Below are 24,456 nucleotides of genomic sequence, written 5' to 3' on the forward strand. Positions count from 1 at the left end.
CCAGGGCATTGCGCGTCAGATCTGCGCGAGGCCGCCGTCAACGGCGAGTTCGCTGGCGGTCATGAAGCTGCTGTCCGACGAGGCCAGAAAGGCCGCCGCGGCGCCGAGCTCGGCCGGATCGGCCATGCGCTGGAACGGAGTCATCATGCCATAAGCCTTCTGGCCCTCCTCGCCGAGTGCGGCCTTCGCGAGTTCGGTGGCGGTCGGCCCGGGCGACAGCACGTTGACCCGGATGCCGCTGCCCTTCAGGTCCTCGGCCCAGGTTCGTGCCAGATCGCGCACCGCCGCCTTGCTCGCGCTATAGGCGGTGAACCCCGGCGCGCCCGTGGTGCCGGCGCTCGATCCGGTCAGGATGATCGAACCGCCCGCGCGCATCAGCGGCAACGCCTTCTGGACGGTGAAGATCGTCCCTTTCACATTGGTGTCGAAGGTTTGGTCGATGTGTTCGGCGGTAATTTCGCCGAGCTTGAGCGGACCGCCGGTTCCGGCATTGGCGAAGACCACGTCGAGCGTGCCGCGCTCGGCCGTTACCGTCGCGTCGAGCCGGTCGAGATCGGCCTCGACCGAGACCGAACCCGCTACGGCACGGGCGTGGGGACCAAGCCCCGCCACTGCGGCGTCGAGCGCGTTCTGGCGGCGGCCGAAGAGGAAGACGACAGCGCCTTCCTCGATGAAGCGTTTGGCGGCCGCAAGGCCGATGCCGGTCGCGCCGCCGGTGATGACCGCGACCTTACCGTCTAGCTTTCCCATGTCCTATCCTTCCCGGCTTGCGCCGTCGACCGTTGCGGGGCTTGCCCCCGACACGATCGAGATAGGCGCCGCCCGGTCGGGCATGGAGAGCGCAAGCCCGCACATCGATGGTGCAAATACGAACCGGTGGTTGACGAGACGCGCTTGATCCACGCGCTTCCCTGCTTACGATCAGGCCAACCGACCCTTGTGACGTCGCGTAATGCGGCGCGGGAATGCACCATGATCGACTGGGATGATGTTCGCTACTTTCTCGCCGTGGCGCGCGGCGGCTCGCTGCGGGCCGGTGCCGAGAGCCTCGGGGTCACGCATTCAACCGTGCTGCGGCGCGTCGCCCAGCTCGAGGGACGGCTCGGCACGCAAATGTTCGAAAAGCTGCCGTCGGGCTATCGGCTGACGACGGCGGGCGAGGAGGTGCTCGAGTTCGCGAGCCAGATGGAAGCAACGTCGCACCGGCTCGAGACGCGCGTGCTCGGGCGCGACCAGAGCGTGCGCGGGCTGCTGCGGGTGACGCTGGCGCCAACGCTCGCGACGCATCTGCTGATGCCGGACCTTGCCGAGTTCGCGCGCCTGCATCCGGACATCGAGATGGACATCCTGTCGTCCGGCGAACTGACGAACCTGACCAACCGCGAGGCCGATGTGGCCATCCGCGTCGTGTATGACCGCAAGACGCTGCCGCTCAATCTTCACGGCCTCAAGGGACCGGATCTGTTCGGCGCCGTCTATGTGTCGCGCGATCGACTGGCGGCATGGCAGGCAGGCGCGCCGGGTCCGATCCGCTGGATCGTCATCAGCCGTCACGGCATTCCCGACTGGGCCAGCGCGGGTGAGCTGGCTGCCACCGGGGTTCCGTTCAGGACCACCGATGCCGCGGCGCAGATCGTTGCCGTACAGCAAGGGTTGGGGATGACGACGCTGCCGTGTTTCATCGGCGATGCCGACCCGCTCCTGGCGCGAGTGCCGGGCGCCGAGCGGCACCGCTACGGGGCGCTGTGGTCGCTCACGCAGGGAGAGACCCGCAAGACCAAGCGGGTCCGGCTCTTTACCGAATTCATCTCCCGCAGGATCGCCGGCCATGCCCCGCTGCTTGCTGGGCTCTCGCCCCGCTAGCCATCAACGCCTATCGACGAGGCCCGCACGAAGCCCGATGGCTGTGCGCAGGCCCAGTATCCCTGGTCCTTTGATCAGCGCGCCAGAAATGCATCAAGCGCTTGTCGGAACAACGCTGGCTGGTCGAGCATCACGAAATGAGCGGAATCGCCAACAGCGACGAAGCTCATGTGCGGCACGTCCGCATAGGCGGCGCGGTACAGCGCGTCGGCCTGCGACTTGGTCGGGCCGTTTGCCGACCAGGGGTAGACGAGCGTGATCGGGGCGATGATCGTCTTCATGCCCGGGCGCAGGTCAGTGGTCATGTCCTCGTACATGGCTTGGCCTGCCACGCGGGGGTCGGCCGCCTTGACCCAGGCCGCCACCAGCGCGCGCGACGGCGGTTTGGCGGCAAGTCGATCCGCGGTCGCCTGTGCCAGCGCATCGCTGCCGGGCTGGCCATAGCTGGCCACCTGCGCGTCGCGCATGGCCTTGGCGCGTGGCTCGACCATGGCGACGGTCGCAGCCGGAGCAAATAGAGTGCCGATGAACGGCAACGAGTCGACGATCATCAGCTTGCCGGCATCGCCCGGATGCGCCTTGGCGAGCATCAGCGCGACCAGCCCACCCATCGAATGGCCGACCACGGCCACGCCGGCGATTTTCTCAGCGCCGATCAGCGTGTGCAGGTCGGCGACGACCCCGTCGAGGATGCCCGGCGACAGATTGGCGCCTGGGGCATCGCCGCCAAAGCCGTTCACCTGCACCACAAAGACGCGGTGCGCCTTAACAAGCCCGGGCAGGACGCCATCCCACACCGCGCGTGGGCTGGACAGGCCCGGGATCAGGATGATCGGCGGCCCCTTGCCAGTCGCGACGACCGACAGGTGCGCCATCTGCGTGGCGGGGGCCGGCGCCGCAGCGTGAATGGCCGCGGGATGGGACACGAGGCCCAGCGTCATGCCGGCGGCGGCAAGGCGCAAGCCGAGGTGGCGGATCATATCACTTCTCCTTGGATGGGCTGATGAACACGTCGTCGAGGGCAAGGGCGAACAGCGCCGCGATCGTGAAGGCGAGCGGTAGCGGGGGGCGTAACGGCTGGTCTCGATCGCGTTGACGCTCTGGCGGCTGACCTCCAGCATCTCGCCGAGCTGCTGCTGGCTCCACCCACGCTCCGCCCGGAGGGCGCGGAGTGGTTGTTCATGCCGTTCCCCGCTCGACCATGGTGTTGATGCAGCGCCCCGCGGCAAGCCCGGCGAACCAGACGCATGGCCAGGCATAGCCGGTCGCATGAGGCACCAGATCAAACCCCTCGAGAAACCCCCACACCGTCGCTGCCGTCATCGCTAGCCCGGTGGCGACGAGCGACTGGCGGGTGAACAGCAGGCGCAGATACTCGTCATGCTCGTCGACGAGGTACGTCCCCGCCGCGACGAAGAAGCCGACGACCGGCAGCGCTGGCAGAACACCGAGCGCGAAGGCCGCCGGTCCTCCCACCAGATGACGAGAGAGCAGGAAGACGACGGGGAAGAGCAAGGCGGCGTAGGCGACCGCCAGGATCAGGACACGGCGGTTGTAGCGCTGCCGGGCGGCTGAGAAGTGCATGGGCAACCTCCTTCGATTCGGTGTGAAGGAAGCTTGTCATGGAAAGTAGGCTTTACGTCAAGCGTGCTTTACGTTTTTGTTGCGCATGTTGCGGATCAGGTGCGCCGCGATTGCTGCCAGGCACCTTCAGCGTCGCAGCAAGGATCAAGCCGGCGCCGAGTTGCAGCAGGCCATACGCCCGACGGCGTGCCGGATGAGCGTCGAACGGGCGCACGAGGACGTCGACGGCGCCGATGTCCGATCGCCAAAGGCCCACGTGCCGCTTCGGCTGGAGCAAGCCCAGCAGACCGTCGCCGATCATGAACACGGCGGCCATTTCCGCAGATCGTCGAATGCCAATCTGTGCGGCGGTCAGGTCGTTCATCGCTATTCTCCCGGCGCATCAACGCATGTCGCGGCGTCTTGGCCGCAGCATCCGCCGAAGCGATCTGCCTGCCGCGCCTGAGCCTGACTGTTCGGCTGATCTGGCGGTGATCGGTCTAGACGGTGCAGGTTCGTACCGCCTGTGTCAGCGCCGACAGCGGGTCGCCTTGCGGCACGAATTCATGCGCGACATAGCCCTGGAAGCCGAGGTCGGCGATGCTGCGGGCGACCGCGCGCCAATTCACTTCCTGCACATCGTCGAGGTTGTGGCGCCCCGGCACGCCGCCGGTGTGGAAATGACCGATCCACTGGATGTCCTTTCTGATGGTGTCGATCAGATCGCCTTCCATGATCTGCATGTGATAGATATCGTACAGCAGCTTAACCCGCGGCGAATTCACCTCCTTGGCGACGCTCGCCCCCCAGGCGGTATGGTCCGCCATGTAATCGGGGTGGTCCCGCTTGCTGTTGAGCAGCTCCATGCAGATCGTCACGCCATGGTCTTCGGCGATTCGCTTGACCCGGTTTAGGCCGGCCACGGTATTGGCCAGCCCCTCCTCGTCGGACAGGCCCCGGCGGTTGCCCGAGAAGGCGATCACGTTGGGCACGCCTGCCTGGGCGGCCTGGGGAATGCCGATGCGGAAGGCCCGCTCGATCGCTGCGTGATTCTCCCGCCGGTTGAGGCCATTGGCGATGGTCATGATGTCGGCGGCATAGCCCATCGTGCAGCGCAGCCCGTGGCGGCGCGGCGTGTCGTAATCGGCCGGCGACAGCAGATCGATCCCTTGCAGCCCGATGCGTGCCGCGGCGGCGCACAGCCGATCAAGCGGGATATCGTTGTAGCACCAGCGGCTGACCGATTGCTTCAGCCTGCCGGCCGGGGCGGCAACGGCGGGGAGCCCCGCGATCGTCAAGGCGGCGGCGGACGAACCGATGACGGCGCGGCGGGTGATCATCGCTGGTGATTCCTTGGCACGCCTGGCGCCGCAGCCTCCCGGCAGGCGATCCGCGCGCGCAGCTGCGCGCCGTGGAACCCGACGTTCCGGTTCGGCATTGATGCTCCAGGCTGATGGGATCGTTGATCCGAGGAGGCGAGCATGCTGGACCTGGTGATGACCGCCGCTGCCCTGATGGCGGCGACACCGGCGATGGGGCAATCGGGCGCGCCCGACACCTCGTCGAGACCTGCTCCTGATCGGGAAAAGGCCACGGTCGCTGCCGCCGGCCATCCCAAGTCGCGACGTACGCCCACACCGACCAGAACACCGCCGCCGCGGGAGCCGGACGGGGTGGTCCCGCCGGGGGCTCCGGGCACCGGCAACCCGACCATCCCCGGTGCGGCCGCGACGCCGCGCTGATCGCGCCGCGGCGAGCGCATTATTGCTACGCCGCCGTCGTGCGCAAGGTCTTCACCGCATGGTCCGCCGCGCGCGTCGTCAGGGCCATGAACGTCAGCGACGGGTTGACGCACGCCGCCGAGGCCATTTGAGCGCCATCGGTGACATAGAGGTTGCTGGCCTCATGCGCCTGGTTTGCGCCGTTGAGGACGGACGTGCGCGGGTCGCGGCCCATGCGGGCGCCGCCCATTTCATGGATCGCGTCGCCGGGGACGTGCTTTTCCTCGCTGCTGGTGACGTTGGTCAGCCCCGCCCCGCGCAGCATCTTCTCGCCCTGCTCGCGCGCGTCCGCCATCATCTTCAGCTCATTGTCGCGGAAGGAGACATCGAACCGCATCAGCGGGACGCCGAAGCGGTCGACCTTGCTCGGGTGGAGCGTCACCCGATTGTCCTCATAGGGCAGGCACTCGCCAAACGCGCCCATCCCGAATTTCCAGCCACCGTAGCGGCGCAGGCCATTCTTCATCGACGCGCCAAAACCGACCGGCTCCGCCACCGGGCGGTGGGCACCACCCTGATAGCCGTAGCCGCGCTTGAAGCCGAGGCCGTCGTCGGTACCGGCCATGTTGCGGAACCGCGGGATATAAACCTGCCCGGGACGGCGGCCATATTCGATATATTGCTCCATGCCCGGGATATCGCCGCTGACGTTGACGCGGAAGATATGGTCCATGACATAGCGGCCGAGCGTGCCGCTGGCATCGAAGTGGCTGCGCTCGCTGCCCGGCGCGCGCGAGTTCATCAGGATCTGCACCGATCCGATCGTCGACGCGCAGAGGAACACCAGATTGGCGCGTACCGTCTGCGCCTGGCCGGTCGTCGCATCGATGTACCGCACGCCGGTGACGCGCTTGGCGGCGGCATCATATTCCAGATTCGTCACCACGGCATCGGACTGGAGCGTCAGCCGCCCCGTCGCCCGCGCCGCGGGCAGGGTGACCGCCTGCGTCGAGAAATAGGCGCCGAACGAACAGCCGTTGCTGCACTGATTGCGGAACTGGCACTTGGTCCGGTTTTGCTCGGGCTTGTCTTCGGTGATGTTCGACAAGCGCGCGTGGATCAGCTTGCGGCCAGGGAAGTTCGTCTCGAGGCCGCCTTTCACCCACTTCTCGGCGACGTTCATGGGCATCGGCGGCATGAATTCGCTGTCGGGCAGATACGGCAAATTTTCGCGCGAGCCTGACACGCCGATGTACTTTTCGACATAGGCATACCAGGGCTCGAGATCCTGGTAGCGGATCGGCCAGTCGCCGCCGACGCCCTCGCGCTTGTTGGCCTCGAAATCATCGGGGCTCCAGCGAAAGCTCCACCGCCCCCAGATCAGCGACTTGCCGCCCACCGCCGCCGGCCGAATCCAGCGAAACTCCTTGCCCTCATCGAACGCATAAGGGTTCAGCCGGTCGTCATTGTAGAATTGCAGGTTGCTGGTCGACACATAGCCGTATTTGGCGATGAAATAATCGCTGGCGACGACCTGCGGCGGAACGGTGCCGCGCGCGGGAAGCTCGAAGGCGGGCTTGCCGTCATACGTATAGCCCTCCTGGTGCTCGACCATGTGGCCGCGATCGAGCATCAGGACGCGCAAGCCCTTCTCGGTCAGTTCCTTGGCCGCAAAGCCGCCGCTGACCCCTGAACCGATGACAATCGCGTCAAACCGATCGGTCGATGCCATGATGGGTACCTTCCTTGCAGGATCAAAACCGCAGCGCGGCGAGGTTGCGGTAGCTGGTCGTGATGTCGGGGAAATAGGGAGCCGGTGCCTGGTCGTTCTCGACAAAGAAATGCCGCACGCCGGCCGCGCTTGGCAGGCGGAACAGGGCGGCGAAGTTGATCGTGCCGGTGCCCACCGCCGCCATCGATCGATCGGCGCGCATGTCTTTGACGTGGAACGAGTAGAGCCGCCCGCCCAGCTTCTTCACCAGGCCTGGCAGATCAGCGCCGGCGTGCGCGGCCCAATAAAGATCGAGCTCGAACTTGACGAGCGCCGGATCGGTCTCCGCGATCAGCCGGTCGTACAGGCGCACACCCTTGGACCGGCCCGTGAACTCGAAGTCATGGTTGTGATAGGCAAAGCCGAGCCCTGCCGCGCGTAACCGCTTGGCGAGGGGATCGAGATTGCGCAGGACCGGCTCGAACCCTGCCTCCGTGCGCTGCTCGTCGGGCAGCCACGGCAGGATCACCGTTTCCGCTCCCAAGGTCTTGGCCATCGTCACCGCGGCGTCGAACCGGTCCGTCAGCATCGGATAGGGGATGTGCACCGACGGTGCCTTCAGCCCCAGCCGATTGAGCGTGCGGCGCAACATGGCATGATCCATGGTGTCATAGCCACCACCGCCGAACTCGACCTCGCGATAGCCGATGCGGGCGATTTTCTCCAAGGTGCCGACCGGGTCCTTCTCGAATACGTCACGCACGGTGTAGAGTTGCAGGCCCACCGCGCCGATCTGTTTGGCCGTGGCGCCTGATGACATACCGAGCATCGCCAAGGCCGCGGTGCCGCCTAAGCCCATGAGAACATGACGCCGATCCATGATCATGCCGAATACACCTTGTTGACGTTGGAATAGAGGAAGGCGCCATTATATTCGGCTGGCACCGGCAAATATTCGCGCTCCTGCGTCATGCCGATCTCCGACGTGTAATAGCCGGTGATGACGAGCTGGCGGAACTTGTCGAAGAAGTCGGCGCCACCGGCGAAGCGATTGTCCATTGCCGCGGTCAGCAGCGCGTCCTGCTGCGCCGGCGTCGCCCGGGCGGCCGACAGCTTGTGCTCGGCCATGCTGCGCGCCTCGATGGCATCGAGCCCGGCGATAATGGGCAGACGCTCTGTCGGCAGCGACCAATCGGCGAGCAGCTTGTCGATATAGTCGGGCACGCCCGCGGCGATCGCGCCCGGCGTGTCGGTGGTCGGGATGACACGGTCGCTGAGCGCGGTCATGGTGGCATGCTGGGCCGGCGTGAATACCCTCACGCTCGGGGCACCGATATCGATGACGGGCCGCGCGTCGCGCCCGGCGGCGCGCGCGATCGGCGCGAACAGGGTGCTGCCGAACATCGCGGCGACGCCGATCAACGCACTTCTGCGATCAATGATCATGCTTCTCTCTCCCGGCTTCCGTGTCTCTGCCGTCCACCGCCGCCGCTATGACGGTAGGCAAGGGGCGGCGGCCATTCGTTATTTTGCCGTTTCGGCCTTCAGATAGGCGATGATCGCCGCCCGCTTGGCCGGGTCGGCGACGCCGATCGGCATGCGTGTGCCCGGAACCAATTTCTGCGGGCCCGCCAGGAAGGTCGACAGGGTCTTGTCGTCCCATTTGAGCCCCGCCTTCTTCAGCGCCGGCGAGTAAGTGTAACCGGGCGCCGAGGCTGCCGGGCGGGTGAAGACGCCGTTGAGGTTCGGCCCGATGCCGTTGCGCCCGCCCTTCTCGACCGTGTGGCACGCGCGACATTGCCCGAACACCTGTGCGCTGGATGCGGGAGCCTGCGCGATTGACGGCGCGGTCACGAGGCCGAACACCCCGATCCCGATTGCCGCTCCGGTGAACGCCAACAGCAGCTTCATTCAGTCTCTCCTGTGTTCTTTATCACGATCGATCGCATGCCACTTGCTGTCAGACGCGGCGTTCGCCACGACCGCCTCGACGAAGCGCATCGTGCGCAGGCCATCGGCGATATCGGGAAAGCGCGGGTGCTCCTCGCCGCGAATGGCCGCAGCCAGGCCGCGGTAAATGTTCGCGAACGCCTCGATATAGCCCTCGGGGTGACCGGATGGCGTGCGGAACTGCGCGGCGACGCTCGGGTCCAGAGACGGTCCACCGGCGCGGACCTGCTCGGTCGGCCGGTCAAGCCAGCGCAGGGTGAGCGTGTTCGGCTCCATCTGCGACCATTCCAGCCCGCCCTGGGTGCCGTGGATGCGCAGCCGCAGCCCGTTTTCCTCGCCGGCCGCGACCTGCGTCACCTTGAGCACGCCGCGCGCACCACCCTCGAAGCGGAGCAGCGCGCTGACATCGTCGTCGAGCCGGCGCCCCGCAACATGGGTGGCAAGATCCGCGCACAGCGTGTCTGCCCGCAAGCCGGAGACATGCTCGGCCAGCTGGAAGGCATGGGTGCCGATATCGCCGAGGCAGCCGCCGGCGCCTGCCCGTGCCGGATCGGTGCGCCATTCGGCCTGGCGGTTGCCCTCGCGATCGATCGCCTGGCTCAACCAGCCCTGAAGATACTCCACCTGGACGAGGCGGATCGGTCCGAGGTCGCCCCGGCTGACGCGCAGCCGCGCCTCCTCGATCAGCGGATAGGCGGCATAGGTGAAGGCCAGCGCGAACTGCTGCCCGCTGGCCGACACCGCTGCAGCAATCGCCTCCGCCTCCGCGACGCTCATCGCCATCGGCTTCTCGCACATCACGTGAAACCCGGCCGCGAGCGCGGCGATCGCCATCGGCGCGTGGAGATAATTGGGGGTGACGATCGCGATCGCGTCGATGCGCTCGGCCGCCGGCAGGGCGTGCTCGCCGGCGATCATCGCGTCCAGCGTGGCGTAGACGCGCCGGGCGTCCAGCCCCAGAGCGTCGCCGGTGCGGGTGTTGCGCCCCGCATCGGAGCTGAACGAACCGGCAACCAGCCGCCATTCGCCATCCAGCGCCGCAGCGCGGCGATGCACGGCGCCGATGAACGCGCCTTCGCCGCCACCGGCCATGCCCAGGCGAAGCGGCTGCCGCGGCATCAGCGGTCCGTCGCCAGGCCGAGGAGCGTGCGGATCGCGCCCGCATCCGCGCCGCTCGCGGCAAAGTCGTCAAACGCATGCTCGGTGCGCCGGATGATGTGGTCGCGGATGAACGGTGCGCCTTCGCGCGCACCGTCCTCAGGATGCTTCAAGGCGCATTCCCATTCGAGCACGGCCCAGCCGGCATAATCATATTGGGCAAGCTTGCTGAACACGGCGCCGAAATCGACCTGGCCGTCGCCGAGCGACCTGAAGCGACCGGCGCGGTCCACCCAGCTTTCATAGCCGCCGTAGACGCCGGTGCGCCCGTTCGGGTTGAATTCCGCATCCTTGACGTGGAAGCAGGCGATGCGGTTGTAATATCGATCGAGGAAATCGAGATAGTCGAGCTGCTGCAGCACGAAGTGCGATGGGTCGAAGAGCATCCGCGCGCGCGGATGCTGGTTGACGGCGGCGAGGAACCGTTCCCAGGTCGCGCCGTCGAACAGATCCTCGCCCGGATGGATCTCGAAGGCGCAATCGACGCCGGCGTCATCGAACGCATCGAGGATCGGCGTCCAGCGCCGCGCCAGCTCGGCGAACGCCTCTTCGACCAGGCCGGCGGGGCGCTGCGGCCAGGGATAGACATAGGGCCAGGCGAGCGCGCCCGAAAACGTCGCATGGGCGGCCAGGCCGAGGTTGGCGCTCGCCCGCGCCGCGAGGGTGACCTGCTCCACCGCCCAGCGCTGCCGCTCGGCCGGTCGCCCGCGCAGTTCGGCCGGCGCGAAGCCGTCGAACAGCGCATCATAGGCCGGATGCACGGCGACGAGCTGGCCCTGGATGTGCGTCGACAGTTCGGTCGGCTCGATGCCGTGTCGCGCCAATCGCCCGCGCAGGTCGTCGCAATAGTCTTTGCTGCTGGCGGCGAGCGACAGGTCGATGAGTCGTGGGTCGCAGGGGATCTGCACCCCGACATAGCCCAGGCCCGCGGCCCATTCGGCGAGGTGGTCCAGCGTGTCGAACGGCGCTGCGTCGCCCAGGAACTGGGCGAGGAAGATGGCGGGCCCCTTCATTGCGATCATGGCCGTGCCTCCATCCGCGACCTGTCCTTGAACGTCAGCTGGAAGAGCAGCGCGATGGCGGCCGCGGCGATCGCGGGATACCACCACATGCCGTGCCAGTCGGCGATCGACGGCGTCGCCGGCAGCTGTGCGTAGAGCAGCCCGCCGATCTGCGAGCCGAGCAGCATGCCGACCCCATAGGTGAACAGCGTCAGCATGCCCTGCGCCTGCGCGTTGACGCCCTTCGGTTCGGCGATGGTGCCGGTGTAGATGGCGCCGGCGACGAAGAAGAAGTCATAGCATACGCCATGCAGCGCCACCCCGGAGTAGACCGCCCAGAGCGATGACCCGCCGTCGCCGATCGCGAACAGGGCATAGCGGGCCGCCCAGGCGATCATGCCGACGAGCAGCAGCGGCTTTACCCCGAACCGACGGTAGAGCAGCGGCATCGAGAACATGAACAATAGCTCGGACATCTGCCCGATCGCCAGCGTGCCGCCGACATTGCTGATCCCCGCCGCCGCGACATAGGGCGAGGCATAGGCGTAATACATCGCCAGTGGGATCGAGATCAGCGTCGCGCAGGCGATGAAGACCAGGAACGAGCGTTGGCGCAACAGCGCGAACGCGTCGACGCAGAGCACCTGGCGAACCAGGCTGCCGCCGGGCGGCGCATCGGCCGCGACGTTGGGCAGGGTGAAGCTGTAAAGACCGAGCGCGACCGAGACGATCGCGGCGACGCGGAAGATCTCGGGGCTGGCGGACAGCTGCGCCCAGCCGATGAGCAGCCCCGCCGCGATCCAGCCAAGCGTGCCGAACGCGCGCACGAAGGGAAAGCGATCGACGCGCTCGCCGAAGCTCTTCAACGCGATCGTGTTCGCGAGGCCGACGGTGGGCATGTAGAGGATCATGTAGCCGAGCAGCAGCCAGACGAACTCGCCGCCATGCTCCGGCGTCACCAGCGCCGGCAGGTAGAACAGGATCGCGCCGCCGACGAGATGCAGGAGCACCATCAGCAATTTGGGGCTGAGATAGCGGGTCGCGGCCATGCCGAGCAGGAAGGATCCGGCGATCGAGGCGATCGGGCCCACCGAGAAGGCGTTGGCGATCATGGTGCCGAGCCCGGCGGTCTGCATGACGAGGCCGAGCGTCACGTTCCACGCGCCCCAGACGAAGAACTGCATGAACATCAGCGCGCTCAGGCGGCCGGTCAGCAGTCGCGGCATGCCCTGGGGAACAGTCGAGCCCATTGTGGCCATTCCTCACCTCTCCCGTGCGATTTGCTCGCCTCTGCCCGTTGACTATGGCGCGCAAAGGCGGATGTAAAGGATTACATCGGTGCGCCGGGGAGAGGGGGGACATGCCGACGATCATCGATGTCGCCACCGCCGCCGGTGTCTCCACCGCGACCGTCTCGCGCGTGTTGAGCCGCCCCGAGCGGGTCCTGCCGCACACCCGCGACCGCGTGCTCGAGACGGTGGCCGCGCTGGGCTACCGCCCGAACGTCGCCGCCCGCTCGCTGCGCACGCTGCGTGCCGCCAAGATCCTGGTCACGGTGCCCGACATCTCCAATCCGTTCTTCGCCAGCGTCATCCGCGGCGCGGAAGAGGCGGCGCGCGATGCCGGCTACGGGGTGGTGCTGGGCGACACGCGTCACGATCCCGACATCGAGGATCAATATGGCGCGATGCTGTTGCGGCGCGAGGTGGATGGCCTGGTCTTCCTCGGCCATCATCTCCCGGACAATCTGGCGGCGCTCGCCGCGGGCGAACGGGCGCCGATCGTCAATGGCTGCGAATATAGCGCGGATCTCGGCGTGCCGAGCGTGCACATCGACAATGCCGCGGCGGGTGCTGATGCGATCGTGCATCTTGCCGACCTCGGGCATCGGGCGATCGGCGTGGTCACCGGCCCCGACGTCAGTCCGCCCAGCCGCGACCGGCTCGCCGGGGCAAGCGCCGCGGCCGCGCGGCGCGGTCTCGACCTCGGCATCGCGCGCGGCGACTATTCGGCGCAATCAGGGTTCGACGGCGCGGCGCGGCTGATCGCCGCCGGCGTCACCGCCATCTTCTGCTTCAGCGACGTTATGGCGCTCGGCGCGATCGGCGCGATCAGGGCCGCGGGCCTGTCCTGCCCGGAAGATGTGTCGGTGATCGGGTTCGATGACCTGCCGCTCGCCGCTTTCTTCCAGCCGGCGCTGACCACGATCGCGCAGCCGACCGAAGCGATCGGCCGGCGCACGGTGGAGCTTCTGGTCGACCTGCTGCGCGGAACCGGGCAGGTTGCCGTACCAGAGCCATTGCCGCACGAACTGATCGTGCGGCGAACAACCGGAGCGGTGCGATAAGCCGTCCGACAAGGAGGAGAGCGATGTGGAGGTAACCACTATTTCACGACGAGCGATGCTGGGTGCTGCCGCCTCGCTTGCCTTGCCCGCCGTCGCGGGTGCCCGGCGCCTCCGGCCGAGCGACCGCGTCAACATCGCGGTGATCGGCGCCGGCGGCATGGGCGCGAGCAACATGAGCAAGTTGACCGGCCAGAACATCGTCGCGGCGGCCGATGTCGATTTCGGTCACGTTGCCAAATCGTTGGTCGATGCCAAGGGCGCGACCAGGCCGGAGATGGCACCGCTGCGCGCCGCCTATGATCGCGCCACGCGCTACGCCGACTATCGGCGCATGCTGGACAAGCAGCGCGATATCGATGCGGTGCTGATCGCCACCCCCGATCAGCACCACGCCGTCGCCGCCAAGATGGCGATGGAACGCGGCCTGCACGTCTATGTGCAGAAGCCGCTGACCTACACGGTCCGCGAGGGCAGGGTGTTGAACGCGCTCGCGGCGACCAGGCCCAAGCTGGTGACGCAGATGGGCAATCAGGGCCATTCGGGCGATGACGGGCGGCGGGTGGTGGAGCTGATCCGCGGCGGTGTGATCGGCCGGGTGAGCGAGGTCCATGCCTGGACCAACCGCCCCGTCTGGCCGCAGGGGATTGCCCGCCCTGCCCCGGTGCCGGCGCCGGCAAGCCTCGATTGGGACTTGTGGCTCGGCCCGGCGACGGTGGGCTGGGGTTATCATCCCGATTATGCTCATTTCAACTGGCGCGGCTGGGTGCCGTTCGGGGTCGGGGCGCTGGGTGACATGGGCGCACACCTGCTCGACTTTCCTCTGTGGGCGCTGTCGCTCGGGCTGCCCACCGCGGTGGAAAGCCGCCACTCGATGTGGGGCGGCGACGACAACCTCTGGGACGACAAGCCGCCGGCGGAGCTCGGCAGCTATCCGCTGGCCGGCACCACCTTTTTCGACTTCGGCAATGCGCCGGGCGGAGCGATCAGGCTCACCTGGTATGACGGTGGGCTGATGCCGCCGACCCCGGCCGGTTTGCCGGCGGGCGTGGTGATGAACCCCGGCGGCGGCGTTCTTTATGTCGGCGACAAGGGCATGCTGATGCACGAAACCTATGGCGAGAAGCCGGTGCTGATCGGCGAGGGCACGGCGCCGCGCGCGGCGGCGATCCCGCCGAGCCTGTCGCGCATTGCCGGTGGTCGCGACGGCCACGAGCTGAACTGGATTGCGGCGATCCGGGGCGAGGCCAAGGCATCGTCGCCGTTCGCCGATGCCGTGACGCTGAACGAGACCATGCTGCTCGGCATGGTCGCGATGCGCGCCGGCCAGCCGATCCGCTATGACGGCCAAGCCGGCCGCATCACCAACCTCGCCGACGCCAACCAGTTTCTCGACCGCCATTATCGTGAAGGATGGATGCTGTGAAAACGCTGTTCACCGTGGCGACGCTGCTCGCCGTCCAGGCGACGCCGTCTGCCAAGCCCGAGGATACCGAGGTGTGGACGCCCGAGCCGCCCGTCGTGGTGCCCGGCGCGTTCGTGTCGGCACCGCCCCCCGCGGACGCCATTCGCTTGTTCGACGGGCGCGATCTGTCGCAATGGGTCAGCGTGAAGGATGGGTCCCCGGCGCGCTGGACCGTCGCCGGTGGCGTCGTCACCGTCGCCAAGGGGACGGGCAACATCGAGACCAAGCGCCGCTTCGGCAGCTATCAGCTGCACCTCGAGTGGCGCGTCCCCGCCGGCATCACCGGCACGGGGCAGGCGCGCGGCAACAGCGGCCTGTTCCTCGCCTCCACCGGCAAGGGCGACGACGGCTATGAGCTGCAGATCATGGATAGCTACCGCAACAAGACCTATGTCAACGGGCAGGCGGGCAGCATCTACAAGCAGCTCATCCCGCTCGGCAACCCTGCGCGCGCGCCCGGCGAATGGCAGAGCTACGACGTGGTGTGGACCGCGCCGGTCTTCGCGGCCGATGGCGGCGTCAACCGCCCGGCGAGCGTGACCGTCTTCTTCAACGGCGTGCTGGTGCAGGATCACAGCGTGTTGAAAGGGCCCACCCAATATATCGGCCAGCCGAGCTACAAGCCGCACGGCCGCGCGCCGATTAAGCTCCAGGATCACGGCGATCCCAGCGCGCCGATCAGCTTCCGGAACATCTGGATCCGCGACCTGCCCTGATGATGACGCAGCCGGGCGTGCAACACGATGTGTTCAGGTTGGTCTGCTACCATGCGCCATTCGCCCAGGAACGGTCCCCAAGGATGATGATGCGCCTTCCCCTGTCTCGCCTGCTTCTGTCCGGTATCGCCGCCAGCCTGCTCATCGCGTCACCGGCGAGCGCCAGCTCACCCGAGCTGATCGGGCTTGAGCAAGCGCTGAGCACGCTGATCGCGACCCATCCCGGTGAATATGGGATCGCCGCGATTGACCTGCGCGATGGCTCGGCCGTCGCCATCAACGGCGATACCCCGTTTCCGATGGCGAGCACGGTCAAGGTCGCCATCGCCGCCGCCTATCTCACCGAGGTCGATCTGGGGCGACGCAGCCTCGGCGACACGATCGCCGGCCGTCCCGCCGCGAAGGTGATGGAGCTGATGATCGTCCATAGCGACAATCAGGCGGCCGATCAGCTACTGGCCGCGGTCGGTGGCCCCACCGCGGTCCAGCAGTGGCTGTGGTCGCACAAGATCACCGGCATCCGGGTGGACCGGACCATCGCCCAGCTGCTGCGAGAGCGCGGCCACCTCGCCGATAGCAAGGATGTGGCGACGCCGATCGCGATGGTCGCGCTGTTGAACAAGCTCGATACCGGCAGCGTCCTCTCCGCGCAAAGCCGTTCGATCCTGCTCGATCTGATGAGCCGATGCGCGACCGGCACGCGCCGGATCCGCGCGCTGCTGCCCGCCGGGACGCCGGTGGAGGACAAGACCGGCACGCTCGACGGGGTCACCAACGATGTCGGGTTCATCACCATGCCCGATGGCCGGCGCTTGGCCGTCGCGGTGTTCGCGCGAGGGGGACGCGATCGCCAGCCCGTCATCGCCGAGGTTTCGCGCATGATCTACGATCGCTTCGCCGACAGCGTCCGCAACGCGCTCACGCTGTTCATGCGTTTGCGGTGAGCGGTAATGACCGATAGGTTGTTCGTTCAGAAAGGAGCCTTTGACCGGGGTGTTTGGCCATCGGTCACCAGCCCACGTCCAGCGTCACCACCGTCAGCTTGCCCGCGACATTTCCCACGAGCGTGACATTGCCGCTGGGGGAGTCGATGCTCGTCATCGCCATGATGGCCGTCACAGTCATTTGCGCCGTGAACAGTGGTTCACTGGTCTTCAATTGGGGAGCGGTCACGATCGCGGTGCGCCCATGATCGCCTGTCCACGCATCAAAGCCCCAGGAAGAGCCGATCGGTCGCAGCGGCCGGCTCGATGGCGGCGGCGCCAACGGCTTGTCACCGCCGCGTGGTCCCGCACAGCTCGTGGTAGTAACCCGGCCGCTGGAAAGCGAATTGCCGATATAGTCGGCGTCGAGTTTGAAACATCGCCCGTCGCTGAACTGCAGGATGATTGGCATAAACCCCATCGACCAGGCTGTCGCAAGGTGGGTGCCGGCTGGCGCCGCGACGGCAAAGGCGCCGACGACGTTGATTCTCGCCGCCGCGGCACGGTGATAGGCCGGGTCGATGCGGAACAGCTTCCGTAGCGAGGCTTCAGGGATCTGGACGATGTTGAGAGCGCTGTCCTTCGGCACCGCTGCCCGGGCGGGAGGCTGGCCGGAGCCACTATATACCGCCGGTGGGGTGAGCTGGCGCCCGTCGGCGACGACACTGACAAGCGCCAATCCGCCGCATATCCCGGCTGATGCCCACGCTGCTACCTTGCCCATCATCCGCTTTCCTCCACCGGCAGCAGCTTACAATGCGCGATCCTGGCAGCCAGTTGTTTCCTCGGTGGCGACGAACTGGTTGCCCAGGAGGCGGCGGACGTGTCATCGAGGCTGCCAAACAAGAATGATCCGGAGAGGGGCGCATGAGGTCCAACATTCTACGCGTGGCGGCCGTGGCGGGCATGATGACGGCGGGGGCGGCGGTCGCCCAGACTGCGCCGGTCGTGCGCACCACCAACGGGCCGGTCCGCGGCGTGACCGAGGCGGACGTGGTCTCGTTCAAGGGCATTCCCTTCGCCGCGCCGCCGGTCGGGCCGCTGCGCTGGCGCGCGCCGCAGCCGGCGAAGCCCTGGAGCGCGGTGCGCGACGCGAGCGCCTATGCCGCCGATTGCATGCAGCTGCCGTTCCCGAGCGACGCGGCGCCGCTCGGCACCGCGCCGGCGGAAGACTGCCTCTATGCCAACGTCTGGCGGCCGGCGGGCGCAGCGAAGACGCTGCCGGTGATGGTGTGGATCTATGGCGGCGGCTTCGTCAACGGCGGGTCGTCGCCGCCGACCTACAGCGGCGCGGCGCTGGCGCGGGCGGGCATCATGGTGGTGAGCTTCAACTATCGGCTTGGCCGGTTCGGCAGCTTCGCGCACCCGCAGCTCGCGCCCGCGGATGCCGACTACGGGCTGCTCGATCAGCTCGCCGCGTTGCGCTGGGTAAGGGCCAATATCGCGCGCTTCGGCGGCGACCCGGCCAATGTCACGATCATCGGCGAGAGCGCCGGCGGCATGTCGGTCCATGCGCTGCTGACGTCGCCGGCGGCGACCGGGCTGTTCCGCCGCGCGGTGGTGCAGTCCGGCGGCACCGCGTCCAGCAACGGCGCGTCGCTCGCGACCGCCGAGGCGGCGGGCATCGCCTTTGCCGCGAGCAACGGCATCGCCGCCGATGATCCGCAGGCGGCCGCGAAGCTGCGCGCCCTGCCCGCCGAGCAAGTGATCGGCGGGCTCAACCTCGCCTCGATGAACCGCCCGGGCTATGCAGGCCCCGTTCCCGATGGCCATACCTTCGTCGACAGCCTCGCCGCCTATCAGGCGGGACGGTTCGCGCATGTGCCGGTGATGATCGGCGCCACCAGCGACGACATCGGCGGCGCGACCGGGCAGATGATCGCCGGTGCCCGTGACCTTGCCGGGCTGTTCGCCGGGCAGAAGGTGCCGGTCTATTACTACCGCTTCGACTATGTCGCGAGCTCGGCGCAAACGCCGGCGACCAAGGGCGCGGCGCACGCCACCGATATTCCCTTCTTCTTCGACACCGCCGACATCAAATATGGTGCGGCGACCACCGCCACCGATCGCGCCGCGGCGCGCGCGATCAGCGGTTATCTGGTCAATTTCGTCAAGACCGGTGATCCCAACGGCGGCGGCGCGCCGGCGTGGCGTCCCTACAGCGCCGCGGATCGCGCGATGATGACGCTCACCCGCGGCGGCCGTGCCCAAGTCGCGGCCGAATAGGCCGAGTCCCCCCACCTGCAGCAACGAGGCTTCGCATGATCGGACGAGCATTGATCCTGGCGGCCGTCGCCGCCCTGGCCGGAACGGCCCCCGCGGCGCAGCCGGTGTCGCGCCCGGCGATCACCGGCGTGTCGCACCTGGCGGTCTACACCGCCGACCCTGTCGCGTCCGACGATTTCTACCGGCGCGTGCTCGGGGCGAGCAAGGTCGCCGATCCCGAGGATCAGGGCGGCGTCCGTTATCTGTTCAGCGATCAACAGTATGTCGAGGTGCTGCCGCTGCCGGCGGGACATGGACCGAGCCGGCTGGCGCATGTCGCCTATACGACCGCCGATGCCGCGGCGCTGCGCCGCTATTTGATCGGCCGGGGCGTCAAGGCGGTGACGGCGCTGGCGACCGCCGCCGCCGGCGAGCGCTGGTTCGGCACTCGCGATCCCGAGGGCAACGAGATCCGCTTCGTGCAGCCGGTCGGCGGCGCGACGCAGGTGACGCCCGGGGCGATCAGCGGACGGATCATCCACATCGGCTATGCCGTGCGCAACCGTGCGGCCGAGGACGGCTTCTACCGCGAGCTGCTCGGCTTCCGGCCCTACTGGCACGGCGCGATGAAGGAGGGCGCCACCGACTGGATCTCGCAGCAGGTTCCCGACGGGCACGACTGGCTTGAGTACATGATGGTCGGCCCGGGCTCGACCACCGACGAGGCCCGCATCGACACCCGCGAGCTTGGCGTGCTCAACCACCTGTCGCTCGGCGTCGCCAACATGGAGGCGGCGGTGACCAGGCTGATCGCCGAGGACCGGCTCAGCCCGCGTCACGACGGCCCGCAGATGGGGCTCGACGGCAAGTGGCAGGCGAACCTCTACGATCCCGATGGCACGCGGGTGGAATTGATGGAGTTCCAGCCGGTGACCAAGCCCTGCTGCTCGCCGTTCACCGCGGACAGCCCGACGCACTGACGGCGCCGGACGTCCGCTCGCGACCGCTCAGGAGATCGGCACGCCGCCGGTCACGGCGATGACGTTGCCCGACATGTAGCTGCCCTCCGCCGATGCGAGCAGCACATAGGCCGGCGCGAGTTCGGCGGGTTGACCGGCGCGTGCCAGCGGGGTGTTGTGGCCGAGCGTCTCGAGCTCGTCGGGTGACTTGGCGATCGGCTGGATCGGCGTCCAGATCGGGCCGGGGGCGACCGCGTTGACGCGGATGCCGTCGGCCGCCAGCAGGTTCGACAAGCCGACCGTCAGGCTGGAGATCGCGCCCTTGGTCGCGGCGTAGACGATCATGCTCTTGCCGGCGACCTTGGCCTGCTCGCTGGTGGTGTTCACGATCGCCGAGCCCGGCTTCATGTGCGGCGCGGCCGCCTTGGCGAGGCGGATCATCGCGAAGACGTTGACCGCGAACGCGCCCTGCATCTCGTCATCGTCGATGCTGTCCAGACCCTCGTTCATCGTCTGCGCGGCGGCGTTGTTGACCAGGACATCGAGGCCGCCGAGCTCTGCGACCGTCCGCTCGACCAGCGCTTCGCAATGGTTCCGGTCACGGATGTCGCCGGGCAGCAGCAAGCAGCGGCGCCCCGCCTTCTCCACCCAGGCGCGCGTTTCCTCGGCGTCGGGTTGTTCTTCGGCGAGATAGGCGATGGCGATGTCCGCGCCTTCGCGTGCATAGGCGATCGCTACCGCCCGGCCGATGCCCGAATCTCCGCCGGTGATCAGCGCCACCTTGCCCGTCAGCAGATCCTTGCCGACATAGCTTTGCTCGCCGTGATCGGGCTTGGTCCTCATGTTCACGGTCAGACCGGGGCTGGGCTGCTGCGGCTCGTCGGGGAAGCTCGTCGGCTGGCTGGTGCGCGGATCGTCGGTCATGTGTCGGCTCCTGTGGAAGGCGCTGAACGGCTCGCGACCGATAACGTGCCGTCGCCCTGCCGAGTGGCAGCAGTCGCTCAGGTCCGTAACGTCAGGAAGGCGATCAAACCTGCGGCCGTGGCGAAGCCCGCCGAAACGATGGCGGCGATGTGGAACACACCCGCTAGCTCAGCCGCCGGGACCGCGATGACCGCACCTGCGAGCGCCGTCGCGATTAGGCCGCCGGTGCGGGCGACCGCGCTGTTGAAGCCCGAGGCGGTGCCGGTATGGCGATCGTCGACCGAGGAGAGGACGGCTGTGGTCAGCGGAGCGACGGCACCCGCCATGCCGAGCGCGATCACGGCCATCCCCGGCAGGATGCTGGTCCAGTAACTCGCCTGGGGATCGGCCCGGACAAGCAGCGCGAATCCCGCGCCGGTGACGATCGGGCCGATCGTGAGCGGCCAGCGCGGGCCGATCCGCTCGGCCAGCCGCCCGGCCAGCCGCGACGTCGTGCCGATCACGATCGCGAACGGCAGCAGCGCCAGCCCCGCCTGCGTCGTACTGAACGCGCCGCCGACGATGAGCAGGTATGGCAACAGCACGAGCAGGCCGCCGAGCGCGCCATAGAGCATCAGCGTGAGCAGCGTCAGCCCGATGAACGGGCGCGACGCGAACAGCGCGAGCGGCATCATCGCCCGGTCGCCCCGCCGCCGCTCGTTCCACACGAAGCCGAGCAGCAGCAGCACGCCGGCGCCGACGCCGGCCCAGCTTGCCGCGGACGCGCCATGGCGGGACGACCATAGCGTCAGCGCCCAGGTCAGGCTGCCGAGCGCCGCCGTCGCGAGGAGCGCGCCGGACCAGTCGAGCGGCCTGTCCTCGGGCTCGCTCTCCGCGACGTAGCGCGACGCGATCAGGATCGCGGCGGCGGCGACGGGCAGGTTCAGATAGAAGATCGAGCGCCAGCCGACGGCGTCGATCAGCCAGCCGCCCAGCGGCGGTCCGATCGCACTGGCGATCGCGCCGGCGGCGGCCCAGGTGCCCACCGCACGGCCGCGCGCCTCGCCGGCGAACGAACTGCCGAGGATCCCAAGGCTGTTCGGCATCAGGATCGCAGCCCCGATGCCCTGCAGCGTGCGCGACGCGAGCAGGACGTGCAGATCGGGCGCGAGCGCGCAGCCGACGGAGGCCAGCGCGAACAGGAGGATACCCGCGATCAGCATCCGGCGCCGGCCGACATGATCGCCGGACGCGCCGCCGAGCAGCAGCAGCGCGGACAGCGGCAGCAGATAGGCGTTGATGATCCAGGGCAGGGTCGCCGCGTCGCCGCCGAGGTCCTTGCCCATTGCCGGCAGCGCGACGTTCGTCACCGAGCCATCGATAAAGGCGAGGCTGGAGGCGAGCATCGTCGCCGCGATCGTCCAGCGGGGATGGGCGATCGCGCCGGCCTCGCCCCGCGCCGCACCGTCGCGCTCGTGCGCCGTCGTCGCCGCCGGGGTCATGCCGCCGCGTGTCGCCGGAAGCACGACGCCTCATGATCGTCGACCAGCCCGCACGCCTGCATCCAGGCATAGACGATGACCGGCCCGACGAACTTGAACCCGCGCTTCTTGAGCGCCGCCGACAGCGCCTCGGATTCGGGCGATCGGGTGAGCGCCTTGTGGCCATCGCCGACGATCGGCGCGCCGCCGACGAACCCCCACACGAACGGCGCGAAGTCCTCTCCCGCCGCCTGCATCGCGAGGTAAGCGCGCGCGTTGCCGATCGTCGCCTCGATCTTGGCGCGCGAGCGGACGATGCCCGCGTCGCCGAGCAGCCGGGTAACGTCCTTCTCGCCGAACCGCGCCACCGCCTCGGGGTCGAACTGGGCGAACCCGGCGCGGAAGGCGTCACGCTTGCGCAGGATGGTGATCCAGGCGAGCCCCGCCTGGAAGCCGTCGAGCATCAGCTTTTCCCACAGCGCGCGGCCATCATGCTCGGGCACGCCCCATTCGCTGTCGTGATAGCGCGCCAGCACGGGGTCCGACTGCGCCCAACGGCAGCGCGGTGGCTCAGACAGGGTCATCGTCCGGCCCGCCAGGTGGGATCGTTGCGGAGCATGCCGATCAACCGATGCCCGGCTTGCGCCGCCATGTCGATGGCTTGCTGCGGGTCATGGCTCGACCGGCGCGACCGCTGGCCCGCATCGCAGGATAGGTAGGCAAAGCCCCGCTCGACCATGCGTTCGACAGCAGAATGCATCTGGCTTGGGCGTCGAAATGCTTTCCGCCGAGCCGTCGGATTGGCGGGATAGCGATCAGGACAGACGCGTTGAGCCGTGCAGACCCGAACAGCAAGGTAGACGATCATGATCAAGGCCACCGGCTATGCCGCCAAGCACAGCTTCTCGCGGCTGAAGCCGCTCGAGATCGAGCGCGACGAGCCCAAGCCCAACGAGGTGCAGATCGAGGTCCTGTACTGCGGCGTCTGTCATTCGGACGTGCATCAGTGCGAGAATGACTGGGGCAACACCGTCTACCCATGCATGCCCGGGCACGAAGTCGTCGGGCGGGTCGCCGCCACGGGATCGGCAGTCACCAGGCATGCCGTCGGCGATCTGGTCGGCGTCGGGTGCATGATCGACAGCTGCCACGAATGCGCGCCGTGCAAGGCGGGCGAGGAGCAATATTGCGAGGGGCCGAACAGCTGGCTCGCCACGTACAACGGCCCGATGAAGCCCGCGGCGCAGGCGAAGACGGGCGAGAACATGTATGGCCGCGACAATACGTTCGGCGGCTATTCCGACGTGATCGTCGTGCGCGAGGATTTCGTGCTCAAGATCCCCGCCTCGCTGCCGGTCGAGGCGGCGGCGCCCATCCTGTGCGCCGGCGTCACCACTTATTCGCCGCTCAAGCATTGGGGCGTGAAGGCAGGGCACAAGGTCGGCGTGGTCGGCTTCGGCGGGCTTGGCGACATGGCGGTCAAGCTGGCCCGGGCGATGGGTGCGGAGGTGACGGTGTTCACCACGACGCGCGAGAAGGTCGCCGAAGCCGAGAAGCTGGGCGCCAAGGGCGTCGTCGAGGGCGACAAGGAGGCGTTTGCGGCGCTGGAGGCGCAGTTCGACTTCATCCTCTCGACCATTCCTGAGAAGCACAAGGTCGATCCGTTCATCCCGCTGCTGGCGCATGGCGCGTCCTATGTCTCGGTCGGCGCGCTCACGCAGATGCCCGGCTGGAATCATCAGGAACTGATCATGGGCCGCAAGACGATCGGCGGCTCGCTGATCGGCTCGATCGCCGAGACCCAGGAGGTGCTCGACTTCTGTGCTGAACACGGCATCGCGCCCGATGTGCAGCTGATTCCGATCCAGGAGATCAACGAGGCGTATAAGAAGGTGAAATCGGGCGACGTGCGCTTCCGCTACGTGATCGATGCCGCCAGTCTGGCGCAGGACAAGGCCGAGGCCGCATGAGCGGCCGCCGGTTCGCCGGCGCTATCGCCGGCGGCCTCGTCGCCGGCCTCGGCATCACCGCGATGCTGATCGCCGGCGAGCGCAAGAGCGGCGAGCCATCCGAGCTCGCCACGCTCGAGCGCGCGTCGGCCCGTCGGGTCGGCCTCGACACGCCGGACGCCGCGGCGCTGCCGAGCGCGCGCGAGCAGGCGGTGATCCAGGGTGGTCACCTGGCGCTGTCCGCGCTGGCCGCCGCCGCTTATGCCGCCGCGACCGACGAGGATGCGGCGGTGATCCCGAGCGGGCTGGCGTTCGGCCTTGCCTTCTACGTCGCGGCGCATTGGCTCGCCGGCCCCGCGCTCGGCGTGAAGGAGCCGGAGTGGCGCGCCGATCCGGCGACGATCGGCATGCACGGCGTCAACCACCTGGTCTTTGGCCTTGTCACCGCCGCCGCAGCCAAGGCGGCGAGCCGGACCTGACGGGG

Annotated in this window: 27 protein-coding genes and 1 pseudogene; 10 read left to right on the forward strand and 18 right to left on the reverse strand. The window is 67.9% G+C overall.

Translation table 11 applies throughout. From position 1 onward, the window contains the following. Positions 1 to 15: 15 nt before the first annotated feature. A complete protein-coding gene (locus tag AC07M8_RS05835; protein ID WP_495173435.1) occupies positions 16 to 750 on the reverse strand; it encodes an SDR family NAD(P)-dependent oxidoreductase in 735 nt (244 codons plus the stop codon). A 222-nt stretch (positions 751 to 972) separates the two neighbouring features. Here AC07M8_RS05835 and AC07M8_RS05840 point away from each other — a divergent pair, with 222 nt between their 5' ends. Next, positions 973 to 1,863, forward strand: coding sequence for a LysR family transcriptional regulator (locus tag AC07M8_RS05840; protein ID WP_495173436.1), 891 nt, complete (start codon positions 973 to 975; stop codon positions 1,861 to 1,863). A gap of 74 nt (positions 1,864 to 1,937) precedes the next feature. On the opposite strand, the gene AC07M8_RS05845 is transcribed toward AC07M8_RS05840, so the two are convergent. From AC07M8_RS05845 to AC07M8_RS05865, 5 genes and pseudogenes are all read right to left on the reverse strand, one after another. Further along, the gene (locus AC07M8_RS05845; RefSeq protein ID WP_495173437.1) at positions 1,938 to 2,843 is read right to left on the reverse strand and encodes an alpha/beta fold hydrolase; all 906 of its coding nucleotides are present in this window, start codon (positions 2,841 to 2,843) and stop codon (positions 1,938 to 1,940) included. A 1-nt stretch (position 2,844) separates the two neighbouring features. After that, positions 2,845 to 3,092 (reverse strand): annotated as a pseudogene (locus AC07M8_RS05850) (helix-turn-helix transcriptional regulator). Further along, positions 3,043 to 3,447: a hypothetical protein gene (locus AC07M8_RS05855; RefSeq protein WP_495173438.1), complete on the reverse strand. Its 405-nt coding sequence runs from the start codon at positions 3,445 to 3,447 to the stop codon at positions 3,043 to 3,045. Before AC07M8_RS05855 ends, AC07M8_RS05850 begins: the two are co-directional and overlap by 50 nt. Before the next feature lie 52 nt (positions 3,448 to 3,499). Then, the gene (locus AC07M8_RS05860) at positions 3,500 to 3,811 is read right to left on the reverse strand and encodes a hypothetical protein (protein WP_495173439.1); all 312 of its coding nucleotides are present in this window, start codon (positions 3,809 to 3,811) and stop codon (positions 3,500 to 3,502) included. A 115-nt stretch (positions 3,812 to 3,926) separates the two neighbouring features. Further along, positions 3,927 to 4,766 (reverse strand): hydroxypyruvate isomerase family protein, encoded by an 840-nt coding sequence (locus tag AC07M8_RS05865; protein WP_495173440.1) that lies wholly within the window; start codon positions 4,764 to 4,766, stop codon positions 3,927 to 3,929. Positions 4,767 to 4,922: 156 nt separating this feature from the next. Between AC07M8_RS05865 and AC07M8_RS05870 the strand changes: the two genes are divergently transcribed. Then, on the forward strand, positions 4,923 to 5,168 hold the full coding sequence (locus AC07M8_RS05870; protein ID WP_495173441.1) for a hypothetical protein: 246 nt from the start codon (positions 4,923 to 4,925) through the stop codon (positions 5,166 to 5,168). Positions 5,169 to 5,193: 25 nt separating this feature from the next. On the opposite strand, the gene AC07M8_RS05875 is transcribed toward AC07M8_RS05870, so the two are convergent. From AC07M8_RS05875 to AC07M8_RS05905, 7 genes are all read right to left on the reverse strand, one after another. Continuing rightward, on the reverse strand, positions 5,194 to 6,879 hold the full coding sequence (locus tag AC07M8_RS05875; protein ID WP_495173442.1) for a GMC family oxidoreductase: 1,686 nt from the start codon (positions 6,877 to 6,879) through the stop codon (positions 5,194 to 5,196). 22 nt (positions 6,880 to 6,901) lie between these two features. After that, positions 6,902 to 7,744: a sugar phosphate isomerase/epimerase family protein gene (locus tag AC07M8_RS05880; RefSeq protein ID WP_495173443.1), complete on the reverse strand. Its 843-nt coding sequence runs from the start codon at positions 7,742 to 7,744 to the stop codon at positions 6,902 to 6,904. Further along, positions 7,741 to 8,304 (reverse strand): gluconate 2-dehydrogenase subunit 3 family protein, encoded by a 564-nt coding sequence (locus tag AC07M8_RS05885; protein ID WP_495173444.1) that lies wholly within the window; start codon positions 8,302 to 8,304, stop codon positions 7,741 to 7,743. Before AC07M8_RS05885 ends, AC07M8_RS05880 begins: the two co-directional genes overlap by 4 nt. Before the next feature lie 78 nt (positions 8,305 to 8,382). Then, complete coding sequence (locus AC07M8_RS05890) at positions 8,383 to 8,769, reverse strand: c-type cytochrome (protein ID WP_267396589.1); 387 nt, start codon at positions 8,767 to 8,769, stop codon at positions 8,383 to 8,385. Continuing rightward, positions 8,770 to 9,927, reverse strand: coding sequence for a Gfo/Idh/MocA family protein (locus AC07M8_RS05895; protein WP_495173445.1), 1,158 nt, complete (start codon positions 9,925 to 9,927; stop codon positions 8,770 to 8,772). After that, positions 9,927 to 10,988: a sugar phosphate isomerase/epimerase family protein gene (locus tag AC07M8_RS05900; RefSeq protein WP_495173446.1), complete on the reverse strand. Its 1,062-nt coding sequence runs from the start codon at positions 10,986 to 10,988 to the stop codon at positions 9,927 to 9,929. The genes AC07M8_RS05895 and AC07M8_RS05900 overlap by 1 nt, the downstream gene beginning before the upstream one ends. Further along, entirely contained in the window at positions 10,985 to 12,217 is a 1,233-nt protein-coding gene (locus AC07M8_RS05905) for an MFS transporter (protein WP_495173447.1), read from the reverse strand. Before AC07M8_RS05905 ends, AC07M8_RS05900 begins: the two co-directional genes overlap by 4 nt. Before the next feature lie 110 nt (positions 12,218 to 12,327). On the opposite strand from AC07M8_RS05905, the gene AC07M8_RS05910 reads away from it, so the two are divergent. The 4 genes from AC07M8_RS05910 (at position 12,328) to AC07M8_RS05925 (ending at position 16,436) form a co-directional block, all read left to right on the forward strand. Continuing rightward, the gene (locus AC07M8_RS05910) at positions 12,328 to 13,314 is read left to right on the forward strand and encodes a LacI family DNA-binding transcriptional regulator (protein ID WP_495173448.1); all 987 of its coding nucleotides are present in this window, start codon (positions 12,328 to 12,330) and stop codon (positions 13,312 to 13,314) included. 55 nt (positions 13,315 to 13,369) lie between these two features. Then, positions 13,370 to 14,737: a Gfo/Idh/MocA family protein gene (locus AC07M8_RS05915; RefSeq protein ID WP_495173449.1), complete on the forward strand. Its 1,368-nt coding sequence runs from the start codon at positions 13,370 to 13,372 to the stop codon at positions 14,735 to 14,737. Then, complete coding sequence (locus tag AC07M8_RS05920) at positions 14,734 to 15,492, forward strand: 3-keto-disaccharide hydrolase (protein ID WP_495173450.1); 759 nt, start codon at positions 14,734 to 14,736, stop codon at positions 15,490 to 15,492. Before AC07M8_RS05915 ends, AC07M8_RS05920 begins: the two co-directional genes overlap by 4 nt. 86 nt (positions 15,493 to 15,578) lie before the next feature. Continuing rightward, on the forward strand, positions 15,579 to 16,436 hold the full coding sequence (locus tag AC07M8_RS05925; protein WP_495173451.1) for a serine hydrolase: 858 nt from the start codon (positions 15,579 to 15,581) through the stop codon (positions 16,434 to 16,436). A 64-nt stretch (positions 16,437 to 16,500) separates the two neighbouring features. Here AC07M8_RS05925 and AC07M8_RS05930 read toward each other — a convergent pair whose 3' ends face one another. After that, positions 16,501 to 17,202, reverse strand: coding sequence for a hypothetical protein (locus AC07M8_RS05930; RefSeq protein ID WP_495173452.1), 702 nt, complete (start codon positions 17,200 to 17,202; stop codon positions 16,501 to 16,503). Between the two features lie 140 nt (positions 17,203 to 17,342). Between AC07M8_RS05930 and AC07M8_RS05935 the strand changes: the two genes are divergently transcribed. Together AC07M8_RS05935 and AC07M8_RS05940 are read left to right on the forward strand one after the other, a co-directional pair. Further along, complete coding sequence (locus AC07M8_RS05935) at positions 17,343 to 18,701, forward strand: carboxylesterase/lipase family protein (RefSeq protein ID WP_495173453.1); 1,359 nt, start codon at positions 17,343 to 17,345, stop codon at positions 18,699 to 18,701. A 35-nt stretch (positions 18,702 to 18,736) separates the two neighbouring features. Then, positions 18,737 to 19,660 (forward strand): VOC family protein, encoded by a 924-nt coding sequence (locus AC07M8_RS05940; RefSeq protein ID WP_495173454.1) that lies wholly within the window; start codon positions 18,737 to 18,739, stop codon positions 19,658 to 19,660. A gap of 27 nt (positions 19,661 to 19,687) precedes the next feature. Here the strand turns inward: AC07M8_RS05940 and AC07M8_RS05945 are convergent, their stop codons facing one another. From AC07M8_RS05945 to AC07M8_RS05960, 4 genes are all read right to left on the reverse strand, one after another. Beyond that, positions 19,688 to 20,563 carry an SDR family oxidoreductase gene (locus tag AC07M8_RS05945; RefSeq protein WP_495173455.1) on the reverse strand — a complete coding sequence of 292 codons (876 nt, stop codon included), beginning with the start codon at positions 20,561 to 20,563 and terminating at the stop codon, positions 19,688 to 19,690. A gap of 77 nt (positions 20,564 to 20,640) precedes the next feature. Then, complete coding sequence (locus tag AC07M8_RS05950) at positions 20,641 to 22,068, reverse strand: MFS transporter (RefSeq protein ID WP_495173456.1); 1,428 nt, start codon at positions 22,066 to 22,068, stop codon at positions 20,641 to 20,643. Continuing rightward, the gene (locus AC07M8_RS05955) at positions 22,041 to 22,607 is read right to left on the reverse strand and encodes a DNA-3-methyladenine glycosylase I (protein WP_495173457.1); all 567 of its coding nucleotides are present in this window, start codon (positions 22,605 to 22,607) and stop codon (positions 22,041 to 22,043) included. Before AC07M8_RS05955 ends, AC07M8_RS05950 begins: the two co-directional genes overlap by 28 nt. After that, positions 22,604 to 22,891: a hypothetical protein gene (locus AC07M8_RS05960; protein WP_495173458.1), complete on the reverse strand. Its 288-nt coding sequence runs from the start codon at positions 22,889 to 22,891 to the stop codon at positions 22,604 to 22,606. Before AC07M8_RS05960 ends, AC07M8_RS05955 begins: the two co-directional genes overlap by 4 nt. On the opposite strand from AC07M8_RS05960, the gene AC07M8_RS05965 reads away from it, so the two are divergent. Next, a complete protein-coding gene (locus tag AC07M8_RS05965) occupies positions 22,890 to 23,993 on the forward strand; it encodes an NAD(P)-dependent alcohol dehydrogenase (protein WP_495173459.1) in 1,104 nt (367 codons plus the stop codon). The genes AC07M8_RS05960 and AC07M8_RS05965 overlap by 2 nt on opposite strands. Next, on the forward strand, positions 23,990 to 24,451 hold the full coding sequence (locus AC07M8_RS05970) for a hypothetical protein (protein WP_495173460.1): 462 nt from the start codon (positions 23,990 to 23,992) through the stop codon (positions 24,449 to 24,451). The genes AC07M8_RS05965 and AC07M8_RS05970 overlap by 4 nt, the downstream gene beginning before the upstream one ends. Positions 24,452 to 24,456 lie beyond the last annotated feature (5 nt).

This window comes from Sphingomonas sp. GW821-FHT09E03, assembly GCF_059416225.1.

Excerpts from the sequence above, each read along its gene's own strand:
- AC07M8_RS05835 (WP_495173435.1), bottom strand. The coding sequence starts at position 750 with ATGGGAAAGCTAGACGGTAAGGTCGCGGTCATCACCGGCGGCGCGACC.
- AC07M8_RS05840 (WP_495173436.1), top strand. The coding sequence starts at position 973 with ATGATCGACTGGGATGATGTTCGCTACTTTCTCGCCGTGGCGCGCGGC.
- AC07M8_RS05845 (WP_495173437.1), bottom strand. The coding sequence starts at position 2,843 with ATGATCCGCCACCTCGGCTTGCGCCTTGCCGCCGCCGGCATGACGCTG.
- AC07M8_RS05855 (WP_495173438.1), bottom strand. The coding sequence starts at position 3,447 with ATGCACTTCTCAGCCGCCCGGCAGCGCTACAACCGCCGTGTCCTGATC.
- AC07M8_RS05860 (WP_495173439.1), bottom strand. The coding sequence starts at position 3,811 with ATGAACGACCTGACCGCCGCACAGATTGGCATTCGACGATCTGCGGAA.
- AC07M8_RS05865 (WP_495173440.1), bottom strand. The coding sequence starts at position 4,766 with ATGATCACCCGCCGCGCCGTCATCGGTTCGTCCGCCGCCGCCTTGACG.
- AC07M8_RS05870 (WP_495173441.1), top strand. The coding sequence starts at position 4,923 with ATGACCGCCGCTGCCCTGATGGCGGCGACACCGGCGATGGGGCAATCG.
- AC07M8_RS05875 (WP_495173442.1), bottom strand. The coding sequence starts at position 6,879 with ATGGCATCGACCGATCGGTTTGACGCGATTGTCATCGGTTCAGGGGTC.
- AC07M8_RS05880 (WP_495173443.1), bottom strand. The coding sequence starts at position 7,744 with ATGATCATGGATCGGCGTCATGTTCTCATGGGCTTAGGCGGCACCGCG.
- AC07M8_RS05885 (WP_495173444.1), bottom strand. The coding sequence starts at position 8,304 with ATGATCATTGATCGCAGAAGTGCGTTGATCGGCGTCGCCGCGATGTTC.
- AC07M8_RS05890 (WP_267396589.1), bottom strand. The coding sequence starts at position 8,769 with ATGAAGCTGCTGTTGGCGTTCACCGGAGCGGCAATCGGGATCGGGGTG.
- AC07M8_RS05895 (WP_495173445.1), bottom strand. The coding sequence starts at position 9,927 with ATGCCGCGGCAGCCGCTTCGCCTGGGCATGGCCGGTGGCGGCGAAGGC.
- AC07M8_RS05900 (WP_495173446.1), bottom strand. The coding sequence starts at position 10,988 with ATGATCGCAATGAAGGGGCCCGCCATCTTCCTCGCCCAGTTCCTGGGC.
- AC07M8_RS05905 (WP_495173447.1), bottom strand. The coding sequence starts at position 12,217 with ATGGGCTCGACTGTTCCCCAGGGCATGCCGCGACTGCTGACCGGCCGC.
- AC07M8_RS05910 (WP_495173448.1), top strand. The coding sequence starts at position 12,328 with ATGCCGACGATCATCGATGTCGCCACCGCCGCCGGTGTCTCCACCGCG.
- AC07M8_RS05915 (WP_495173449.1), top strand. The coding sequence starts at position 13,370 with ATGCTGGGTGCTGCCGCCTCGCTTGCCTTGCCCGCCGTCGCGGGTGCC.
- AC07M8_RS05925 (WP_495173451.1), top strand. The coding sequence starts at position 15,579 with ATGATGCGCCTTCCCCTGTCTCGCCTGCTTCTGTCCGGTATCGCCGCC.
- AC07M8_RS05930 (WP_495173452.1), bottom strand. The coding sequence starts at position 17,202 with ATGATGGGCAAGGTAGCAGCGTGGGCATCAGCCGGGATATGCGGCGGA.
- AC07M8_RS05935 (WP_495173453.1), top strand. The coding sequence starts at position 17,343 with ATGAGGTCCAACATTCTACGCGTGGCGGCCGTGGCGGGCATGATGACG.
- AC07M8_RS05940 (WP_495173454.1), top strand. The coding sequence starts at position 18,737 with ATGATCGGACGAGCATTGATCCTGGCGGCCGTCGCCGCCCTGGCCGGA.
- AC07M8_RS05945 (WP_495173455.1), bottom strand. The coding sequence starts at position 20,563 with ATGACCGACGATCCGCGCACCAGCCAGCCGACGAGCTTCCCCGACGAG.
- AC07M8_RS05955 (WP_495173457.1), bottom strand. The coding sequence starts at position 22,607 with ATGACCCTGTCTGAGCCACCGCGCTGCCGTTGGGCGCAGTCGGACCCC.
- AC07M8_RS05965 (WP_495173459.1), top strand. The coding sequence starts at position 22,890 with ATGATCAAGGCCACCGGCTATGCCGCCAAGCACAGCTTCTCGCGGCTG.
- AC07M8_RS05960 (WP_495173458.1), bottom strand. The coding sequence starts at position 22,891 with ATGATCGTCTACCTTGCTGTTCGGGTCTGCACGGCTCAACGCGTCTGT.
- AC07M8_RS05970 (WP_495173460.1), top strand. The coding sequence starts at position 23,990 with ATGAGCGGCCGCCGGTTCGCCGGCGCTATCGCCGGCGGCCTCGTCGCC.